The organism is Streptomyces sp. NPDC041970, from assembly GCF_055588985.1.
The window spans coordinates 1-16,336 of sequence record NZ_JBVJCD010000051.1; the positions used below are offsets into that span (position 1 = coordinate 1).

At 73.2% G+C, this 16,336-nt stretch carries 16 protein-coding genes; 13 read left to right on the forward strand and 3 right to left on the reverse strand.

The features are described from left to right. Positions 1-115 precede the first annotated feature (115 nt). The 8 genes from ACZ6EJ_RS21855 to ACZ6EJ_RS21890 all read left to right on the forward strand — a co-directional run bounded on the left by ACZ6EJ_RS21855 (position 116) and on the right by ACZ6EJ_RS21890 (position 7,024). Positions 116-760, forward strand: a complete 645-nt coding sequence (locus tag ACZ6EJ_RS21855; RefSeq protein ID WP_469269303.1) for an HAD family hydrolase — start codon at positions 116-118, stop codon at positions 758-760. A 41-nt stretch (positions 761-801) separates the two neighbouring features. Further along, entirely contained in the window at positions 802-1,989 is a 1,188-nt protein-coding gene (locus ACZ6EJ_RS21860; protein WP_469269305.1) for an MFS transporter, read from the forward strand. Beyond that, a complete protein-coding gene (locus ACZ6EJ_RS21865) occupies positions 1,958-3,130 on the forward strand; it encodes an acetoin utilization protein AcuC (protein WP_469269307.1) in 1,173 nt (390 codons plus the stop codon). The genes ACZ6EJ_RS21860 and ACZ6EJ_RS21865 overlap by 32 nt, the downstream gene beginning before the upstream one ends. A gap of 198 nt (positions 3,131-3,328) precedes the next feature. Further along, positions 3,329-4,144: a phosphatase gene (locus ACZ6EJ_RS21870; protein WP_469269308.1), complete on the forward strand. Its 816-nt coding sequence runs from the start codon at positions 3,329-3,331 to the stop codon at positions 4,142-4,144. 128 nt (positions 4,145-4,272) lie between these two features. Beyond that, a complete protein-coding gene (locus ACZ6EJ_RS21875) occupies positions 4,273-4,485 on the forward strand; it encodes a helix-turn-helix domain-containing protein (RefSeq protein WP_469269309.1) in 213 nt (70 codons plus the stop codon). A 120-nt stretch (positions 4,486-4,605) separates the two neighbouring features. Beyond that, positions 4,606-4,704, forward strand: a complete 99-nt coding sequence (locus ACZ6EJ_RS21880) for a 30S ribosomal protein bS22 (RefSeq protein WP_003948845.1) — start codon at positions 4,606-4,608, stop codon at positions 4,702-4,704. Positions 4,705-4,897: 193 nt separating this feature from the next. After that, complete coding sequence (locus tag ACZ6EJ_RS21885) at positions 4,898-5,986, forward strand: NAD-dependent epimerase/dehydratase family protein (protein ID WP_469269311.1); 1,089 nt, start codon at positions 4,898-4,900, stop codon at positions 5,984-5,986. Between the two features lie 15 nt (positions 5,987-6,001). After that, the gene (locus tag ACZ6EJ_RS21890; RefSeq protein ID WP_469269312.1) at positions 6,002-7,024 is read left to right on the forward strand and encodes a lysophospholipid acyltransferase family protein; all 1,023 of its coding nucleotides are present in this window, start codon (positions 6,002-6,004) and stop codon (positions 7,022-7,024) included. Between the two features lie 81 nt (positions 7,025-7,105). On the opposite strand, the gene ACZ6EJ_RS21895 is transcribed toward ACZ6EJ_RS21890, so the two are convergent. The 3 genes from ACZ6EJ_RS21895 to ACZ6EJ_RS21905 form a co-directional block, all read right to left on the reverse strand. Then, entirely contained in the window at positions 7,106-8,305 is a 1,200-nt protein-coding gene (locus tag ACZ6EJ_RS21895; RefSeq protein ID WP_469269314.1) for a DUF5667 domain-containing protein, read from the reverse strand. A gap of 288 nt (positions 8,306-8,593) precedes the next feature. Further along, a complete protein-coding gene (locus ACZ6EJ_RS21900; RefSeq protein ID WP_469269315.1) occupies positions 8,594-9,373 on the reverse strand; it encodes an ECF subfamily RNA polymerase sigma factor, BldN family in 780 nt (259 codons plus the stop codon). A gap of 361 nt (positions 9,374-9,734) precedes the next feature. Then, positions 9,735-10,694, reverse strand: coding sequence for an HAD family hydrolase (locus ACZ6EJ_RS21905; RefSeq protein ID WP_469269316.1), 960 nt, complete (start codon positions 10,692-10,694; stop codon positions 9,735-9,737). Positions 10,695-10,830: 136 nt separating this feature from the next. Between ACZ6EJ_RS21905 and ACZ6EJ_RS21910 the strand changes: the two genes are divergently transcribed. The 5 genes from ACZ6EJ_RS21910 to ACZ6EJ_RS21930 all read left to right on the forward strand — a co-directional run bounded on the left by ACZ6EJ_RS21910 (position 10,831) and on the right by ACZ6EJ_RS21930 (position 16,271). Then, positions 10,831-11,106, forward strand: a complete 276-nt coding sequence (locus ACZ6EJ_RS21910; RefSeq protein WP_469269317.1) for a glutaredoxin family protein — start codon at positions 10,831-10,833, stop codon at positions 11,104-11,106. Positions 11,107-11,378: 272 nt separating this feature from the next. Beyond that, positions 11,379-12,140: a redox-sensing transcriptional repressor Rex gene (locus tag ACZ6EJ_RS21915; protein WP_469269318.1), complete on the forward strand. Its 762-nt coding sequence runs from the start codon at positions 11,379-11,381 to the stop codon at positions 12,138-12,140. Further along, positions 12,137-13,624 carry a glutamyl-tRNA reductase gene (locus tag ACZ6EJ_RS21920; protein ID WP_469269319.1) on the forward strand — a complete coding sequence of 496 codons (1,488 nt, stop codon included), beginning with the start codon at positions 12,137-12,139 and terminating at the stop codon, positions 13,622-13,624. The genes ACZ6EJ_RS21915 and ACZ6EJ_RS21920 overlap by 4 nt, the downstream gene beginning before the upstream one ends. After that, positions 13,621-14,607 carry a hydroxymethylbilane synthase gene (hemC, locus tag ACZ6EJ_RS21925; protein ID WP_469269321.1) on the forward strand — a complete coding sequence of 329 codons (987 nt, stop codon included), beginning with the start codon at positions 13,621-13,623 and terminating at the stop codon, positions 14,605-14,607. The genes ACZ6EJ_RS21920 and hemC overlap by 4 nt, the downstream gene beginning before the upstream one ends. Next, on the forward strand, positions 14,604-16,271 hold the full coding sequence (locus ACZ6EJ_RS21930) for a bifunctional uroporphyrinogen-III C-methyltransferase/uroporphyrinogen-III synthase (RefSeq protein WP_469269322.1): 1,668 nt from the start codon (positions 14,604-14,606) through the stop codon (positions 16,269-16,271). The genes hemC and ACZ6EJ_RS21930 overlap by 4 nt, the downstream gene beginning before the upstream one ends. Positions 16,272-16,336: the final 65 nt, after the last annotated feature.

A 16,336-nucleotide genomic window follows, 5' to 3' on the forward strand; every position in this document is an offset into this window, starting at 1 on the left:
GTACTGCAGGGGGGACCCTGTGGGAGAGTAGGACGCCGCCGAACAATTTTTCCGGGAAAGCCCCGTGCCTTGTGGCACGGGGCTTTTCTGCGTTCTGAACGTCTAGGGTCGGACCATGCGCTACGAACTGGTCATCTTCGACAACGACGGCGTGCTCGTCGACAGTGAGCCGCTCGCCAACACCGTCCTCTCCGGCTATCTGACCGAACTCGGTCACCCCACCTCGTACGAGGAGTCGCTCCGCGACTACATGGGGGCCGCCGTGCACCGGGTGCACGACCTCGTCGAGGAGCGGGGCGGGGAGAAGCTTCCCGCCGACTTCGAGGACGAGCTGCACGCCCGCACCTTCGCCGCCTTCCAGCAGGAGCTGGTGGCGGTCAACGGGGTCGACGAACTGCTCGGCAAGCTCGTCGCCGACGGAGTGGCCTACTGCGTCGCCTCGTCCGGGACCCACGAGAAGATCCGGGTCGGCCACCGCAGGACAGGGCTCGACCAGTGGTTCGAGGAGGAGTGGATCTTCAGCTCGGAGGACGTCGGGCGGGGGAAGCCGGCGCCGGACCTGTTCCTGCACGCCGCCGAGCGGATGGGCGTCGCGCCCGAGCGGTGCGTCGTCGTCGAGGACAGCCCGCTCGGCGTGGAAGCGGCGCGGGCCGCCGGGATGGACGTGTACGCGTTCACGTCGATGATGCCCGCCGACCGGCTGCCCGGAGCGACCGGGTACTTCTCGGACATGGCGCAACTCCCGGCACTGCTCGCCTGAACCGCTGTCCGCGGGCGGCGCCCGGCCCTACGCTCGCCGCCATGACGGATGCGGGCTTGCGGCGCGGCAGGGCATCACTGGGCTTGTCCTTCGGCGTCCAAGGGGTGGCCTTCGCCCTCCTGGTGACGCGCATCCCCGCCGTCCAGGACCGGTACGGGATATCCGACGGGCTGCTGCCCGCCTTCCTCGCGGCCGTCCCCGTCCTGGCGGGCGCCGGCAGCGTGGCGGCCGGGAAGGCGGTCGCGCGGGTGCGGCCCGAACGGGTGCTGCGGTGGGCCCAGCCCCTCGTCCTGCTCGCGCTGCTCGGCGTCGGGGCCGGGCGGGAGGTGTGGCACGCCGCCGTCGCGCTCGGCCTCTTCGGCCTGGCGGTCGGGGCGCTGGACGCCTCGATGAACATGCTCGGCGTCAGCCTCCAACGGGCCTACGGGCGCAGCATCCTGCTCGGCTTCCACGCCGCGTACAGCCTCGGCGGGATCGTCGGCGCCTCGCTGGCGTGGGCGGCGGCCCGGTGGGAGGTGTCCCTGTTCGCCGCCTGCCTCCCGGTCGTGGCGCTCCTGCTGCCCGCCGTGCTCGTCGTCGGCCGGTGGCACACCGGCGGTGACGGCGGCGGAACGGGAGCGTCGGCGCCCGCCGTGCCGTTCCGGCCGCTGCTGCCGCTCTGCCTGGTGATGGGCTTCGCCTACATCGGGGACGCGACCGTCTCCAACTGGGGCGCCGCGTACCTCCAGGACGTCCTCGGCGGCTCGGAGGCGGCGGCGACCGTCCCGTACAACGTCTACATGGTCATGACGCTGCTGGGGCGGGCCGTCGGGGACCTCGGGGTGCGGCGGTTCGGGGCGGTGGCCGTGGTGCGGGGCGGGAGCCTGCTGGCGGCCGGGGGGTTCGCCGTGGTGGCCGCCGCTCCGGGGGTCCGCACGGGACTGCTCGGTTTCACCCTGCTCGGGCTCGGGCTCTGCGTGATCGTGCCGCAGACCTTCGCGGCGGCCGGGCGGATGTTCCCGCGGAACAGCGACGCGGCCGTGGCCCGGCTGAACATCTCCACCTATGCCGGGTTCCTGGTGGGATCGCCGCTGGTGGGCGCTCTGGGGGAGGTGTGGAGCCCGCGGGGGGCCATGCTCGTGCCGATGGCGCTGGTGCTGGCGGCGGCAGCGTACGCCCGCTCGTTCGGGCCGGGGGCCGCCCGATACGGTGGCGGGCATGAGCGGCCGCGCACAGTTGATGTGGGATGACGCAGTCACGGGTTACGACTTCGGGGAGAGCCACCCCATGGACCCGGTCCGGCTGGCCCTGACGATGGGGCTGGTGCGGGCGTTCGGGCTCGACGGGGCGGTGGACCTGCGGTCGGCGAAGTCCGCCGGGGACTCCACCCTGCGGCTCGTGCACCGCGAGGACTACGTGGCGGCGGTGCGGGCGGCCTCCGCGAACCCGCGGGCCGCCGACCAGGGTTACGGGCTCGGGACCGTCGACGACCCGGCGTTCGCGGGGATGCACGAGGCGTCCGCGCTGATCGCCGGATTGTCCGTGGGGGCCGCCGAGGCCGTGTGGCGCGGGGAGAGCGAGCACGCGGTGAACTTCACCGGGGGGCTGCACCACGCCATGCCCGGCGCGGCCGCCGGCTTCTGCGTCTACAACGACCCGGCCCTCGCCATCGCCCGGCTCCTGGAGCTGGGCGCCGAACGGGTCGCGTACGTCGACGTCGACGTCCACCACGGTGACGGGGTGCAAGCCGCGTTCTGGGAGGACCCGCGCGTCCTGACCGTCTCGCTCCACGAGCACCCGAGGACGCTCTTCCCGCAGACCGGGTGGTCGGAGGAGACCGGCGCCGGGGATGGCGAGGGCTCCGCGGTGAACGTGCCGCTGCCCGCCGGGACCGGGGACGCCGGATGGCTGCGCGCGTTCCACGCGGTGGTGCCCGAGCTGCTGGCCGACTTCCGGCCGCAGGTGCTCGTCACCCAGCACGGGGCCGACACGCACTTCGAGGACCCGCTCGCCCACCTCGCGGTCTCCCTGGACGCCCAGCGCGCGGTCATGGAGGCGTGCCACGACCTGGCCCACCAGTACGCGGAGGGCGGGCGCTGGGTGGCGCTCGGCGGCGGGGGGTACGCCGTCGTGGACGTGGTCCCGCGGTCCTGGACGCACCTGGTCGGGATCGCCGCGCACGCCCCGGTCGACCCGGAGTCGCTGGTCCCGGCGTCCTGGCGCGACCTCGTCTACGCCCGTACGCGGCAACGGGGGCCGGGCCGGATGACGGACGGGCGCGCGCCCGCGTGGAAGTCCTGGGAGGACGGCTACGACCCGGCGGACCGGCTGGACCAGGCGGTGCTGGCCACCCGGAAGGCGGCGTTCCCGCTGCGGGGGCTGCTGGCCTGATCGGAACGGCGCGCGTCGGAGGTGCGCAGAGCCGGGGGCGTACGCCGGTGGAGCGGCGATGCGCCCGGTGGTCCGCGCGTACGCCCGTATACCGGATGCCGCGGAGGTGCGGGGCCCGGTCCCGTGCGGTTAACCCCGACGGTGGGGCGCGGCCCGAATCGGCCCCGCGCGGCTCTCCGGTACGGGAGCATCCCGAGGGTGTTGAGCACCGGGGCGCTGCGCGCCCATCTGCTGGCGGCCCGGTTGGCCGGGCCCGTGGCCACCCCGCGCGAGAACAGCCTGCGCAGCTACCGGCTGTTCGCCGCGCGGGACCCGCGGGTGACGCTGGGGCTGTCGCCCGAGCGGGCGTGGGACCTGCCGGAGCTGCTGCGGCTGATGGCGGACCGGTGCGGGGTCTCTGCGGACCCCGCGCACGTCGTCGGCGAGGACGCGATCGACCCCGAGCGGACGGTGGCCGGGCTGGACGCGTTCGCCGAGCGGATCGCACGGGCGGCCGAGCGGCGGGTCCCGGTGCTGCTGGGCACCGGCCATCCGCACCGGCTGCTCGACTTCTACGCCGGGCTGGCAGACGCCCTGTCGGCGGCGGGCTGCCCTGTCCTCACCCCCGCGCAGGGGCGATGTGTCGACATGGCGACCCGGTTCGGCGTACGCACGTACCACCTGGACTACGTACGGGGCGTGGCCCTGGTGCGCGAACCGGGGGGACGGCCCACCGGCGGCGAGATCGGCGCGCACACCCACTCGCCGCTACCGGTGCGGCTCGCGCTCCAGGACGCGGCGGAGCGGCTGGGGGTGCTGCCCGAGCTGGTGATCGGGGACCACGGCTGGGTCTGCGGCGCAGGTCAGCTCGGGATCGAGGCGATCGGGCCGGGGGACACGGACGATCCGGCGCTGTTCGTCGGGGAGGCCGAGGGGCGGGTGTCGGTGGTCGTTCCGCTGGACGACGGCGTACGGGCGTCGTTCTACCGGCCGCTGGCGCTCTACGTGCTGCAACGGGCCCGACTGTCCCTGTGATGCCCCGGTCGTCCCTCCTCTTCCCCACTCGTACCACCCGCCCCTAATCTGGAACGTGAGCGCACAGCGACGAAGAGTCACCGGAGGGGAAGCCGGTGCGCGTCCGGTGCGGAAGGTTCAGGTGGGTCATGGCTGCTGGCAGCGAGAGGCCTCTCAACGAGGTCAAGTTTCTGACCGTGGCGGAAGTCGCTTCGGTGATGCGGGTGTCCAAGATGACCGTGTACCGCTTGGTGCACAGCGGTCATCTGCCGGCGATCCGGGTGGGCAGGTCCTTCCGGGTGCCGGAGCAGGCGGTGCACGGGTATCTCCAGGACTCCTTCGTGGGGGTGGATTCGGCCTGAGTCGGGCCGCCGTCGCCTGCGGATTACGTCCCTCACGCGGTGGCGGGTAGGCTAGGCCGACGTAGGTCGTGTGGGCCCAGACGCCCCGCACCAGTGAAGATGAAGTGAGCGAGGGTAGTCGTGGGCTCTGTTATCAAGAAGCGGCGTAAGCGGATGGCCAAGAAGAAGCACCGCAAGCTGCTCAAGCGCACGCGCGTTCAGCGTCGCAACAAGAAGTAGGCGAACGCAGTTCGTGAGATCCGCAGCCCCTCCGCCGATCCGGCGGGGGGGCTGCGGTGCGTTCCGGGACGGAGCCGGGTGCGTCGCCGGACGTCACAGAACGGCGTGCACCCGCTACGGTGACGGCCAGGGAAGTCACCGCGGGAAGCAGGCGGGCGGCTCCGGCTTCCCGGACCGACGGAAGGCGCTGAGCGTGGGAAAGGTCGTCCTCGTCACGGGAGTGGCCCGGCAACTGGCGGGTCGGTTCGTCCGGCGCGTCCAGCGCGAGCCGGATGTGGACCGGGTCATCGCCGTGGACGCGGTCACGCCCCCGCACGAGCTGGGCGACGCCGAGTTCGTGCGGGCGGACATCCGGCAGTCCGCCCTGGCCCGGATCCTGGCCGAGCACTCCGTCGACACGGTCGTGCACCTGGACGTCTCCGGCCGGGCGCTCGGCGCGGGCGGTCGTCAGGCGCTCAAGGAGACCAACGTCATCGGCACCCTGCAGTTGCTCGGCGCCTGCCAGAAGTCCCCGACGGTCCAGCGGCTCGTGGTGAAGTCCAGCACCAGCGTCTACGGGTCCGCGCCCCGCGACCCCGCCGTGTTCACCGAGACCACCCCGCCCAAGTCGCTGCCGAGCGGCGGCTTCGCCAAGGACGCCGTGGAGGTCGAGGGGTACGTGCGGGGCTTCGCCCGCCGCCGGCCCGACGTGGCGGTGTGCGTGCTGAGGTTCGCCAACATCCTGGGGCCCCGCCCGGACTCGCCGCTGGCGGACTACCTGTCGCTGCCCGTCCTGCCGACCGTCTTCGGCTACGACCCGCGGCTCCAGTTCGTGCACGAGGACGACGTGATCGACGTCCTCGTGATCGCGGCGAACGAGCCCCGGCGCGCCACGCTGAACAGCGGCACGTTCAACATCGCGGGCGACGGCGTGCTGCTGCTGTCGCAGTGCGCGCGGCGGCTGGGGCGCCCGACGGTGCCGGTGCTGCTGCCGGCGGTGACCTGGGTCGGCTCGGCGCTGCGCACGATCGGCCTGAGCGACTTCTCGCCGGAGCAGATCCGGCTGCTCACCCATGGCAGGGTGGTCTCGACGGTGCAGATGCGCGAGACCCTCGGCTTCCGGCCGGCGTTCACCACGGCCCGGACCTTCGCGGAGTTCGCGCGGAGCCGGGGGCCGGGGCTGCTGCCGCCGGAGGCGGTGGGCAGGGCGGTGGACCGGCTGGCGGCGCTGCCGCTGCCCGCGAGCGCCGGTCCGCGGGAGCGCGGGGACGGTGCGGCACAGACGACTCACGGCGCCAGGTAGAGGAGCGCAGCGACGATGGCGGACGCCAAGGTCATCCCGTTCGACGACGACCGCTCGCGGTCCGGTGCGGCACGCCGCAGGACCGGGGGGCCCGGCGAGGGCCCCGCGGCCCCGGTGAGCGCGCTGCCGGGGGTGCGGCCGCCCGACCCCGCCGCCGGTCCGCCGGAGGCGGAGCAGGGGCGGGACCGGGAGGCGGCGGGCGGTTGGGAGCGGCGGGTCGCGAGCGGGCTCGCGTTCCTGCGGCGGCGGATCACCGGTGACTACGAGGTCGACGAGTTCGGCTACGACGAGGAGCTGACCGACCAGGTCCTGATGTCGCTGCTGCGGCCGTTGGCCGAGACGTACTTCCGCATCGAGGTGAAGGGCATCGAGAACATCCCGTCGGACGGCGGGGCGCTCATCGTGGCCAACCACTCCGGGACGCTGCCGCTGGACGGGCTGATGCTCCAGGTGGCGGTGCACGACCACCACCCGGCCGACCGGCGTCTGCGGCTGCTCGCCGCCGATCTGGTCTTCCACCTGCCGGTCGTCAACGAGCTGGCGCGCAAGGCCGGTCACACGCTGGCGTGCGCGGAGGACGCGCAGCGCCTGTTGGAGCGGGGCGAGATCGTCGGGGTGATGCCGGAGGGGTTCAAGGGCATCGGGAAGCCGTTCGGCGAGCGCTACAAGCTGCAGCGGTTCGGCCGGGGCGGGTTCGTGTCGACGGCGCTGCGGGCGGGCACGCCGATCGTGCCGTGCTCGATCGTGGGGGCCGAGGAGATCTACCCGATGATCGGGAACGCGAAGACGCTGGCCCGGCTGCTGGGCTTCCCGTACTTCCCGATCACGCCGACCTTCCCGTGGCTGGGGCCGCTGGGGATGCTGCCGCTGCCGACGAAGTGGACGATCCAGTTCGGTGAGCCGATCCCCACGGACGGGTATCCGCCGGAGGCGGCGGAGGACCCGATGCTGATGTTCAACCTGACCGACCAGGTGCGCGAGCAGATCCAGCACACCCTGTACAAGCTGCTGGTGCAGCGGCGGTCGGTCTTCTTCTGACGCGGGCGGCCGGGCGGAGGGCGGCGGAGGGCCGGTACGCGATGCGCGTACCGGCCCTCCGGTCGGTCGGGGCCCGTGGTGCTACGGCCTGCTGTCCTCGCCGGTGATCCCCAGGTCGGGGAGGAGGCCCGGAAGGAGCGGGGGCAGCGTGATGTCCGGGGCGGGCGACGAGCTGGGACGGTTCTCGGGGGACGGCTGAGTGAGGCCGTCGGTGGGGAGGTCGTCGAGCAGTCCGTCCGCACCGCCGTCGAGCAGGCCGCCGTCCGGGGAGGAGTCGGCGGACGCGGACGGGTCGGAGGGCCGGGGGGCGGTGCTGGGGGAGGGGCGCTCGTCGAACGTGCGGGGCGGGGCGGGGTCGGGGGCGCCCGGCCGGGGGGCGCCGGTGTGCGGGGTGGTGGCATGGGGGCGGCGGGTGTCCGCGTCCCCGCCGGGCGGGTGGGGGAGGAGTGACTGGAGGGGCGCGACGTCCTCCGCCATGGCGTCGAGGACCGAGCTGACCTGGTCGCCGACGTCGGCGAGTTGGACGGGCAGCCGTTCGCGGAGGCGGCTCCAGGTGTCGCGGTGCGAACGGGAGAAGGAGTCCAGGGTTTGGATCGGGCCGATCGATCCGTCGCGCTGATATGCGGAGTGGAGCAGCCGATGGCCCTCGGAGGCGTCGTGTGACATGCCGTTGAGCGCCCGTCTGACCGCGCCGAGGGACTCGTGGTCCATGTGGCCGGCGCGGGCGCGCTCCATGAGGCGGCGGGCCTCGCTGAGTCGGGTCGAGGCATGGTCGAGGTAGGCCTCGCCGCGATCGGTCTCGCCCTTGGTCATGCCCAGGCTGATGTCCTCCATCCCGCGCTTGAGCCCGTACAGCGAGTCGCCGGGGAGGGCGTCGGAGCTGGCCGCGGCCACTCCGCCGAACGCCCCCGCGGCCACGCCGACGGTGAGCCCGCCGGCGGTGAGACCCTTCGCCCAGCGGGAGCGGGGGCGCAGCCTCCGCAGGGGGGAGGCGCGGTGGGCCCCCTTGCTCCGCTGCTCGGGCACCGCGGGAGCGCCGCCCTCGGCGAACATGGCCTCCATGGCGGCGACGAGCTGGGCTCGCTGCACCACTTTGACCTCGGGGTCCAACTGCGGCCCGGGCAGCTCACCGAGGCCGTTCGCCAGGGCCAACAGCGGTCCGCGGTCGGCCTGTTCGGCCGTCTCCTCGGGCTGTACGGCCGCCGCACCCTGGGGGGTCTGCTCCTCCAGGGCCTGGGCGAAGGCGTTCGCCCGCCGGTGTGCCGAAACGTTTGCGATCACTGGCGGCACCTCCTCTCGTCATGACGGTCGACTCCCCTGGCGGTCCGGAAGTTGCACACCTTGAGCGTTTCCACTCGATGGAGTGAGTGGCGACGGACAGGGGGTGACGGCAGGGGGCCTGCAACCGACACAACGAGACGCGCGGCACTTGGGTTACGCACGAAGGATGATCGGACCAGTGGGTGAGGGAACGGTCACGCGGAGGTCCGGTCATCGGTCGTGTGCTGTCGGACGGGCGGCCGGTGCGAACGGCGGGGGACCGCCGTTCGACGGGCGCCGTCCGGTGGGTCAGCGGGCGTCGTCCGGCAGGAGCCGGGCGAGCGTCCGCACGGCGCGGTACTGGAGGGTCTTGATCGCGCCCTCGTTCTTGCCCATCACCCGCGCGGTCTCCGCGACCGAGAGGCCCTGGAGGAACCGCAGGGTGACGCACTCCTGCTGCTGGGGGTTGAGTCGGCGCACCGCCTGGAGCAGTGCGGCGTTGGAGAGGGACTCCAGGACGGAGTCCTCGGGACTGCGCGCCACCTCGTTGGCGTCGAGCATCTCGCCGGTGGTCACTTCCAGACGGAAGCGACTGGATTTGAAGTGGTCCGCGACCAGGTTGCGAGCGATCGTGACCAGCCAGGCGCCGAAGTCACGGCCCTGCCAGGTGAACGTGGAGATGCGGCGCAGCGCGCGGAGGAAGGTCTCGCTGGTGAGGTCCTCCGCGGTCGCCTTGCCGCCCACGCGGTAGTAGATGTACCGGTACACGGTGTCGCTGTACTGGTCGTACAGGCGGCCGAAGGCGTCCGCCTCGCCGGCCTGCGCGCGTTCGACGAGGTCCATCATGCGCGCGCTGTCGCTGTCGGCGGTGGGACGGCGGACGGTCGACGTGGTCGAGGAGGCGGCGCGGGCGCTGCGTCTTCCGACCGCCGCGCTGCGTTCGGCCAGGGCGTAGCACGGGTCGGCAGGTGCAGGGGTGGCAAAGGCGGGGACGGCGTACGCGGTGGGGACGAAGCCGCGCAAGCGGTCGATGACCGATGCACGCAGCGTAGCCAGGCCCGAGGCGTCAACCCCGACGTGTGGGTACACGGGACTCCCAGAGGCAGAGCTTCCATCACGAGCAGTTCGAAAAGCGTCACCCGTCGTAGCGAGTGGCGGTCTCCGTGATGCGTCTGAGGAGAATAACGCTTCGTGCAGGACGCGCTACACCCAGTTGTCTAAATCACCGGTTCCGTCGCTTCTGTTATCGCTAAGTGACGGATCAAGTAGCAATTGGTGACCGTTTACTGATCGGATTACTTCGCGATCTGCCTATGGGGGCGACGGGTTGTGGTCGGGTCACGGTGATCCGACTGGCCGGAGGGGGTCCGGGGCGGCTGCGGAAGGCCCGTGTGCGGCCGTACGGCCGTACGAGCGGCGGCGCGCGGCGACCGGCCGCGTCTGGGGCGGGTCAGCGGCGGCGGCGGTGCAGGGCGACGGCGGCGGCGGTGCCGCCCGCGAGCGCGCCGACCCCGGCGGCGGCGGGGATGCCGACCTTGGCCGCCTTGCGGCCGGTGCGGTAGTCGCGCAGCCGCCAGTCGAGGGCGCGGGCGTGCCTGCGGAGCTTGGCGTCCGGGTTGATCGCGTAGGGGTGGCCGACCAGCGAGAGCATCGGGATGTCGTTGTGCGAGTCGCTGTAGGCGGCGCAGCGCTCCAGGTCCAGGCCCTCGGCGGCGGCGAGGGCGCGGACGGCCTCGGCCTTGGCGGGGCCGTGCAGGGGTTCGCCGACCAGGCGGCCGGTGTAGACGCCGTCGACGGACTCCGCGACGGTGCCGAGCGCGCCGGTGAGGCCGAGGCGGCGGGCGATGATGGTGGCGGTCTCGACGGGGGCCGCGGTGACCAGCCAGACCTTCTGCCCGGCGTCCAGGTGGGCCTGGGCCAGGGCGCGGGTGCCGGGCCAGATGCGGTCGGCCATGTACTCGTCGTAGATCTCCTCGCCGATCGACATCAGCTCGGAGACGCGGTGGCCCTTGACGATGGAGAGCGCGCTGTCGCGGGCGTCCTGCATGTGCTCGGGGTCCTCGACGCCGGCCAGCCGGAACCAGGCCTGCTGCCAGGCGAACCGGGTCAGCTCGCGGCGCTGGAAGAACTTCCGCTTGTACAGGCCTCGGCCGAAGTGGAAGATCGCGGCGCCCTGCATCACCGTGTTGTCGAGGTCGAAGAAGGCGGCGGCGCGGTCGTCGCCGGCGACCGGGAAGACCGGCTCGGCGGGGGGCGTGCGGTCCGCCGCTTCCGGGACGCCGGTCAGGAGGGGGGAGGCGTCGGCGGCGGCCGACGTCCTGCGCGCGGCCTCGGCTGCCGCCTCGCCTGCCAGGACGCTCCGTGCGGTCGCGGAGCGCCTACGGGGGGTGAGCCATCCAAGTGCGGCCATGCGGTGAGCATAACCAGTCGGCCGGTACGCGTCCGACCTGCCGCGATGCGTGGGCGTGAACGCTCGGGGGCGGGGTGGTGAATCGGGTGATTCCGGGCGGTCGGCCCTGCGGGCGGCGGGGCGCAGAATGAGGGGCATGAGTGCTCTGCTGCGACGTATGAGGAAGAGGCCCGCCGACCGGGTGGTCACCCTGGTCGGGAAGCCCGGCTGCCATCTGTGCGACGAGGCGCGGGCGGTGGTGAGCGCGGTCTGCGCGGAGACCGGGGCGTCCTGGGTGGAGAAGGACATCACTCGGGACGAGGAGCTGCACAAGGAGTACTGGGAGCAGATTCCGGTGGTGCTGATCGATGAAGAGCAGCACACGTTCTGGCGCGTGGACCCGGCGAGGCTGCGCCGGGCGCTGGGTGGCTGAGGGAAACCCGGTTACCATCATGGGCGTTTTGAGTGGTCTCGGGGGCTGAGATGTGAGGAGTGTGTTCTGCTTTGCCCCCTTCGTGGCTGCAACGGGCTGATGCGGTCCTTGGTTCCGGGATCGCGCGGGGAATGTGCGTGACCCCGGTCACTTTGACCGGACAAAACGGACACCATCTTTGTGCACGCGTTCACAAAGACATAGCCTTCACTCGACGGGGCGGTCTTGGGACATACGGCCGCCTGCAGCCCCGCTCATCCCGCAGGAGCACCGTGGCAACTGGCCGAACGCACCGACCGGCGACCCGCAGCCGAGGAATTCCCGAGGCCACCGTCGCCCGACTTCCGCTGTACCTGCGCGCCCTGACCGCGCTCTCCGAGCGATCGGTCCCCACGGTCTCCTCCGAGGAGCTGGCCACGGCGGCCGGCGTGAACTCGGCGAAGCTGCGCAAGGACTTCAGCTACCTGGGCTCCTACGGCACCCGAGGCGTCGGGTACGACGTCGAGTACCTCGTCTACCAGATCTCCCGCGAACTCGGGCTCACCCAGGACTGGCCGGTCGCCATCGTCGGCATCGGCAACCTCGGCGCGGCCCTCGCCAACTACGGCGGCTTCGCCTCCCGCGGCTTCCGCGTCGCCGCGCTGATCGACGCCGACCCGGCCATGGCCGGTACGCCGGTGGCCGGCATCCCCGTGCAGCACACCGACGACCTGGACCGGATCATCAGCGACAACGGCGTCTCCATCGGCGTGATCACCACTCCGCCCGGCGCCGCCCAGCAGGTCTGCGACCGGCTCGTCGCCGCGGGCGTGACCTCCATCCTGAACTTCGCGCCGACCGTCCTCTCGGTGCCCGAGGGCGTCGACGTGCGCAAGGTGGACCTCTCCATCGAGCTGCAGATCCTCGCCTTCCACGAGCAGCGCAAGGCCGGCGAGGACACCGCCGGCGAGGACGCGGGCGCGCCCCCGATGCGCGCCACCCCCGCGAGCCGGAAGGGACCCGACGGGGACATGCCCGCCGTGATGCCGGCATGAGCCTCCTCGTCGTCGGACTGAGCCACCGCAGCGCCCCCGTCTCCGTACTGGAACGGGCGTCGCTCGCCGCCGAGGCGCAGGCCAAGCTGGTCCAGGACACCCTCGCCGCGGAGCCCGCGACCGAGGCCGCCGTGCTGGCCACCTGCAACCGCATCGAGCTCTACGCCGACGTGGACAAGTTCCACGCGGGCGTCGCCGAGCTGTCCACCCTGCTCGCCCAGCACAGCGGCGTCGGGCTGGAGGAGCTGACCCCCCACCTCTACGTCCACTACGAGGACCGGGCCGTCCACCACCTGTTCTCGGTGGCCTGCGGACTGGACTCGATGGTCGTCGGCGAGGGCCAGATCCTCGGGCAGATCAAGGACGCGCTGGCGCGCGGCCAGGAGCTGCACACCGCCGGACGCCTGCTGAACGACCTCTTCCAGCAGGCCCTGCGGGTCGGCAAGCGCGCCCACAGCGAGACCGGCATCGACCGGGCCGGGCAGTCGCTCGTCACCTTCGGGCTCCAGCAGCTCGCCGCCGGGGCCGATCCCGAGCTCTGGGCGCGCGGCAAGCGCGCCCTGGTCATCGGCGCGGGCTCGATGTCCTCGCTGGCCGCCGCCACCCTCGCCCGCACCGGCGTAGCCGAGATCGTCGTCGCCAACCGGACCCGCGCCCGCGCGGACCGGCTGGTGGAGATCCTCCAGCAGGGCGACGACACCTCGGTGCGCGCGCACGCGGTGGAGATGTCCGCGGTCGGCGACGAACTGACACGTGCCGACATCGTGGTGTCGTGCACCGGCGCCACCGGTCTCGTGCTCACCGCCGACGCCCTCGCGGACGCCCTCGGCGTCGAGCCGGTCGCCCCGGACGAGGCGCCCGCCGCGCCCGTCGCCCCGGCCGCCCCGGCCCCGGCCGACGTGGACCAGCACGCCGCCTGGGTGGAGAACGGCGCCCCCGCCGCACGCCGGGCCGCCGTGCCCGCGCGGTCGGCCGGGCCGGTCCGGCTGGCGCTGCTCGACCTCGCCATGCCGCGCGACATCGACGGCGCCGCCCACCGCGTCGACGGGGTGCGCCTGGTCGACATCGAGACGCTCGCCGAGGCGTCCGCCGACGCCCCGATGGCCGCCGACGTGGACCGGGTCCGCACGATCGTCTCCGACGAGGTGGCCGCCTTCGGCGCCGCCCAGCGCGCCGCGCACGTCGCCCCGACCGTGGTCGCCCTGCGCACCATGGCCGCCGACGTGGTCGCCGGCGAGATCGCCCGGCTGGAGGGCCGCCTCCCCGACCTCGACCGGAAGCAGCGCGCCGAGATCACCCAGACGGTGCGCCGCGTCGTCGACAAACTCCTGCACGCGCCCACCGTGCGGGTCAAGCAGTTGGCCAGCGAGCCCGGCGGCGCCGGGTACGCGGACGCGCTGCGAGAACTCTTCGACCTCGACCCGCAGACGGTGGCCGCCGTCTCACGGGCCGACCTGAACGACCCGAATAGAGGGCGGTCATGACCGACAACTCACCCCCGGCCGCGCGGGGCTCCGCGCCGCTCCGGCTGGGCACCCGGCGCAGCAAGCTGGCGATGGCCCAGTCCGGGCTCGTCGCCGAGGCGGTCCGCGAGGTGACCGGGCGCGCCGTCGAACTCGTCGAGATCACCACGTACGGGGACGTCTCCCGCGAGCACCTGGCGCAGATCGGCGGCACCGGCGTGTTCGTCGCCGCGCTGCGCGAGGCGCTGGCGCGGGGCGAGGTGGACTTCGCCGTCCACTCGCTCAAGGACCTGCCGACGAGCCAGCCCGACGAGCTGCTGCTGGCCGCCGTGCCGCAGCGCGAGGACCCCCGCGACGCCCTGGTGGCGCGGGACGGGCTGACCTTCGCGGACCTGCCGTCCGGCGCCCGCGTGGGCACCGGCTCGCCGCGCCGGATGGCGCAGCTCAACGCGTACGCCCGCGCCCACGGGAGGCGGATCGAGACCGTCCCCATCCGGGGTAACGTCGACACCCGGATCGGGTTCGTGCGCGACGGCGAGCTGGACGCGGTGGTCCTGGCCGCCGCCGGGCTCAGCCGTCTCGGCCGGAGCGGTGAGGTGACCGAGTTCCTGCCGGTCGACACCGTCCTGCCCGCTCCCGGCCAGGGAGCACTGGCGATCGAGTGCTCCGCGTCCGACGCGGACCTCGCCGCCGCGCTCGCCGAACTCGACGACCCGTTCACGCGGGCCGCCGTGACCGCCGAGCGCGCCCTGCTCGCCGCCCTGGAGGCCGGCTGCTCCGCACCTGTGGGCGCGCTGGCCGACCTCCTGGTCGACGGGCAGGTTGTCAACGAACTGCGCCTGCGCGGAGTCGTCGGTACCACCGACGGTTCCTCGCTGGTGCAGCTATCCACCACCGGTCCCGTCCCCACGTCGCACGACGACGCGGCGGCCCTCGGTCGCGAGCTCGCGGCCGAGATGCTCGCCAAGGGTGCGGCCGGTCTTATGGGGGAGCGAGCACTTTGAGCCCCACCGGCCCCGCCGCATCCGACTTTCCGGTTCTGTCCGCGCAAGGGCAGGTCACCTTCCTCGGCGCCGGTCCCGGCGATCCGGGACTGCTGACCCTGCGCGCCGTCGAGGCGCTTGCGAGCGCGGACGTCCTTGTCGCCGAGCCCGACGTGCTCGACGTCGTCCGCGTGCACGCGCGGGCAGGGGTGAGCACGCCTGAGCTGACGGTTGTTGACGCACCGTCAGCCGCTGGTGTGCCCGTTCTCAGGGATGCGGCCAATCTTGTCATGGAGGCCGCGAAGGGCGGCAGGCGGGTGGTCCGCGCCGTCGCGGGCGATCCGGGCCTGGACGGGGACGCGGGCGCGGAGATGCTCGCGTGCGCCGCCGCCGGGGTGCCCTTCGAGGTCGTCCCCGGTGTCGCCAACGCCGTCGGCGTGCCCGCGTACGCCGGGGTGCCGCTGCGGGACGCCCAGGGCGCGGACGTCCGGTTCGTCGACGCCCGTACCGCCTCCGACCGGTGCTGGAGCGAGGTCGGGGCCAGCGACGGGACGGTCGTCGTCTCCACCACGCTGGACGCGGTCGCCTCCGCCGCCGGCGAGCTGGTCTCCGCGGGCCGCAAGCCCGACACCCCGCTCACCGTGACGATCGGCGGCACGACCACGCGCCAGCGCACCTGGACGGCGTCGCTCGGGACCATCGCCCAGGTCCTGAAGCAGGCGAAGGTGCTGCCGTCGCCGGAGGGGCACCGGCCGGTCATAGCCGTGGTCGGAGAGCGCAGCTCCGCCGCCCAGCGCGACCAGCTCGCGTGGTTCGAGTCCAAGCCGATGTTCGGCTGGAAGGTCCTCGTCCCGCGCACGAAGGAGCAGGCCGCGTCCCTCTCCGACCAGTTGCGTTCCTACGGCGCGGTGCCGCACGAGGTCCCGACGATCGCGGTCGAGCCGCCGCGCACGCCCCAGCAGATGGAGCGGGCGGTCAAGGGCCTGGTGACCGGGCGCTACGAGTGGATCGCCTTCACCAGCGTGAACGCCGTCAAGGCGGTGCGGGAGAAGTTCGAGGAGTACGGGCTCGACGCCCGCGCCTTCGCCGGGATCAAGGTCGCGGCGGTCGGCGAGCAGACCGCGGCGGCCCTGGTGGACTTCGGCGTGAAGCCGGACCTGGTGCCCTCGGGCGAGCAGTCCGCCGCCGGGCTGCTGGAGGACTGGCCCCCCTACGACCCGGTCTTCGACCCGATCGACCGGGTGTTCCTGCCGCGCGCCGACATCGCCACCGAGACCCTGGTGGCCGGGCTGATCGAGCTGGGTTGGGAGGTCGACGACGTCACCGCGTACCGCACGGTCCGCGCCTCGCCGCCGCCGGCCGAGACCCGTGAGGCGATCAAGGGCGGCGGCTTCGACGCGGTCCTGTTCACGTCGTCCTCGACGGTGCGCAACCTGGTCGGCATCGCGGGCAAGCCGCACAACGTGACGGTCATCGCGTGCATCGGCCCGGCCACCGCGAAGACCGCCGAGGAGCACGGCCTGCGCGTGGACGTGCTCTCCCCGGAGCCCTCGGTGCACAAGCTCGCGGAGGCGCTCGCCGCCTTCGGCGCGCAGCGCCGGGACGCGGCGAAGGAGGCCGGCGACCCGGTGACCCGGCCGAGCGAGCGGCGTCCGGGCGCGCGCAGGCGCCGGACGACGACCTGAGCGGGTGAAGCGTCGGGCCCGGTCGCCTCGGCGGCCGGGCCCGCTTCCTTTTCCGGCGCCGGTGT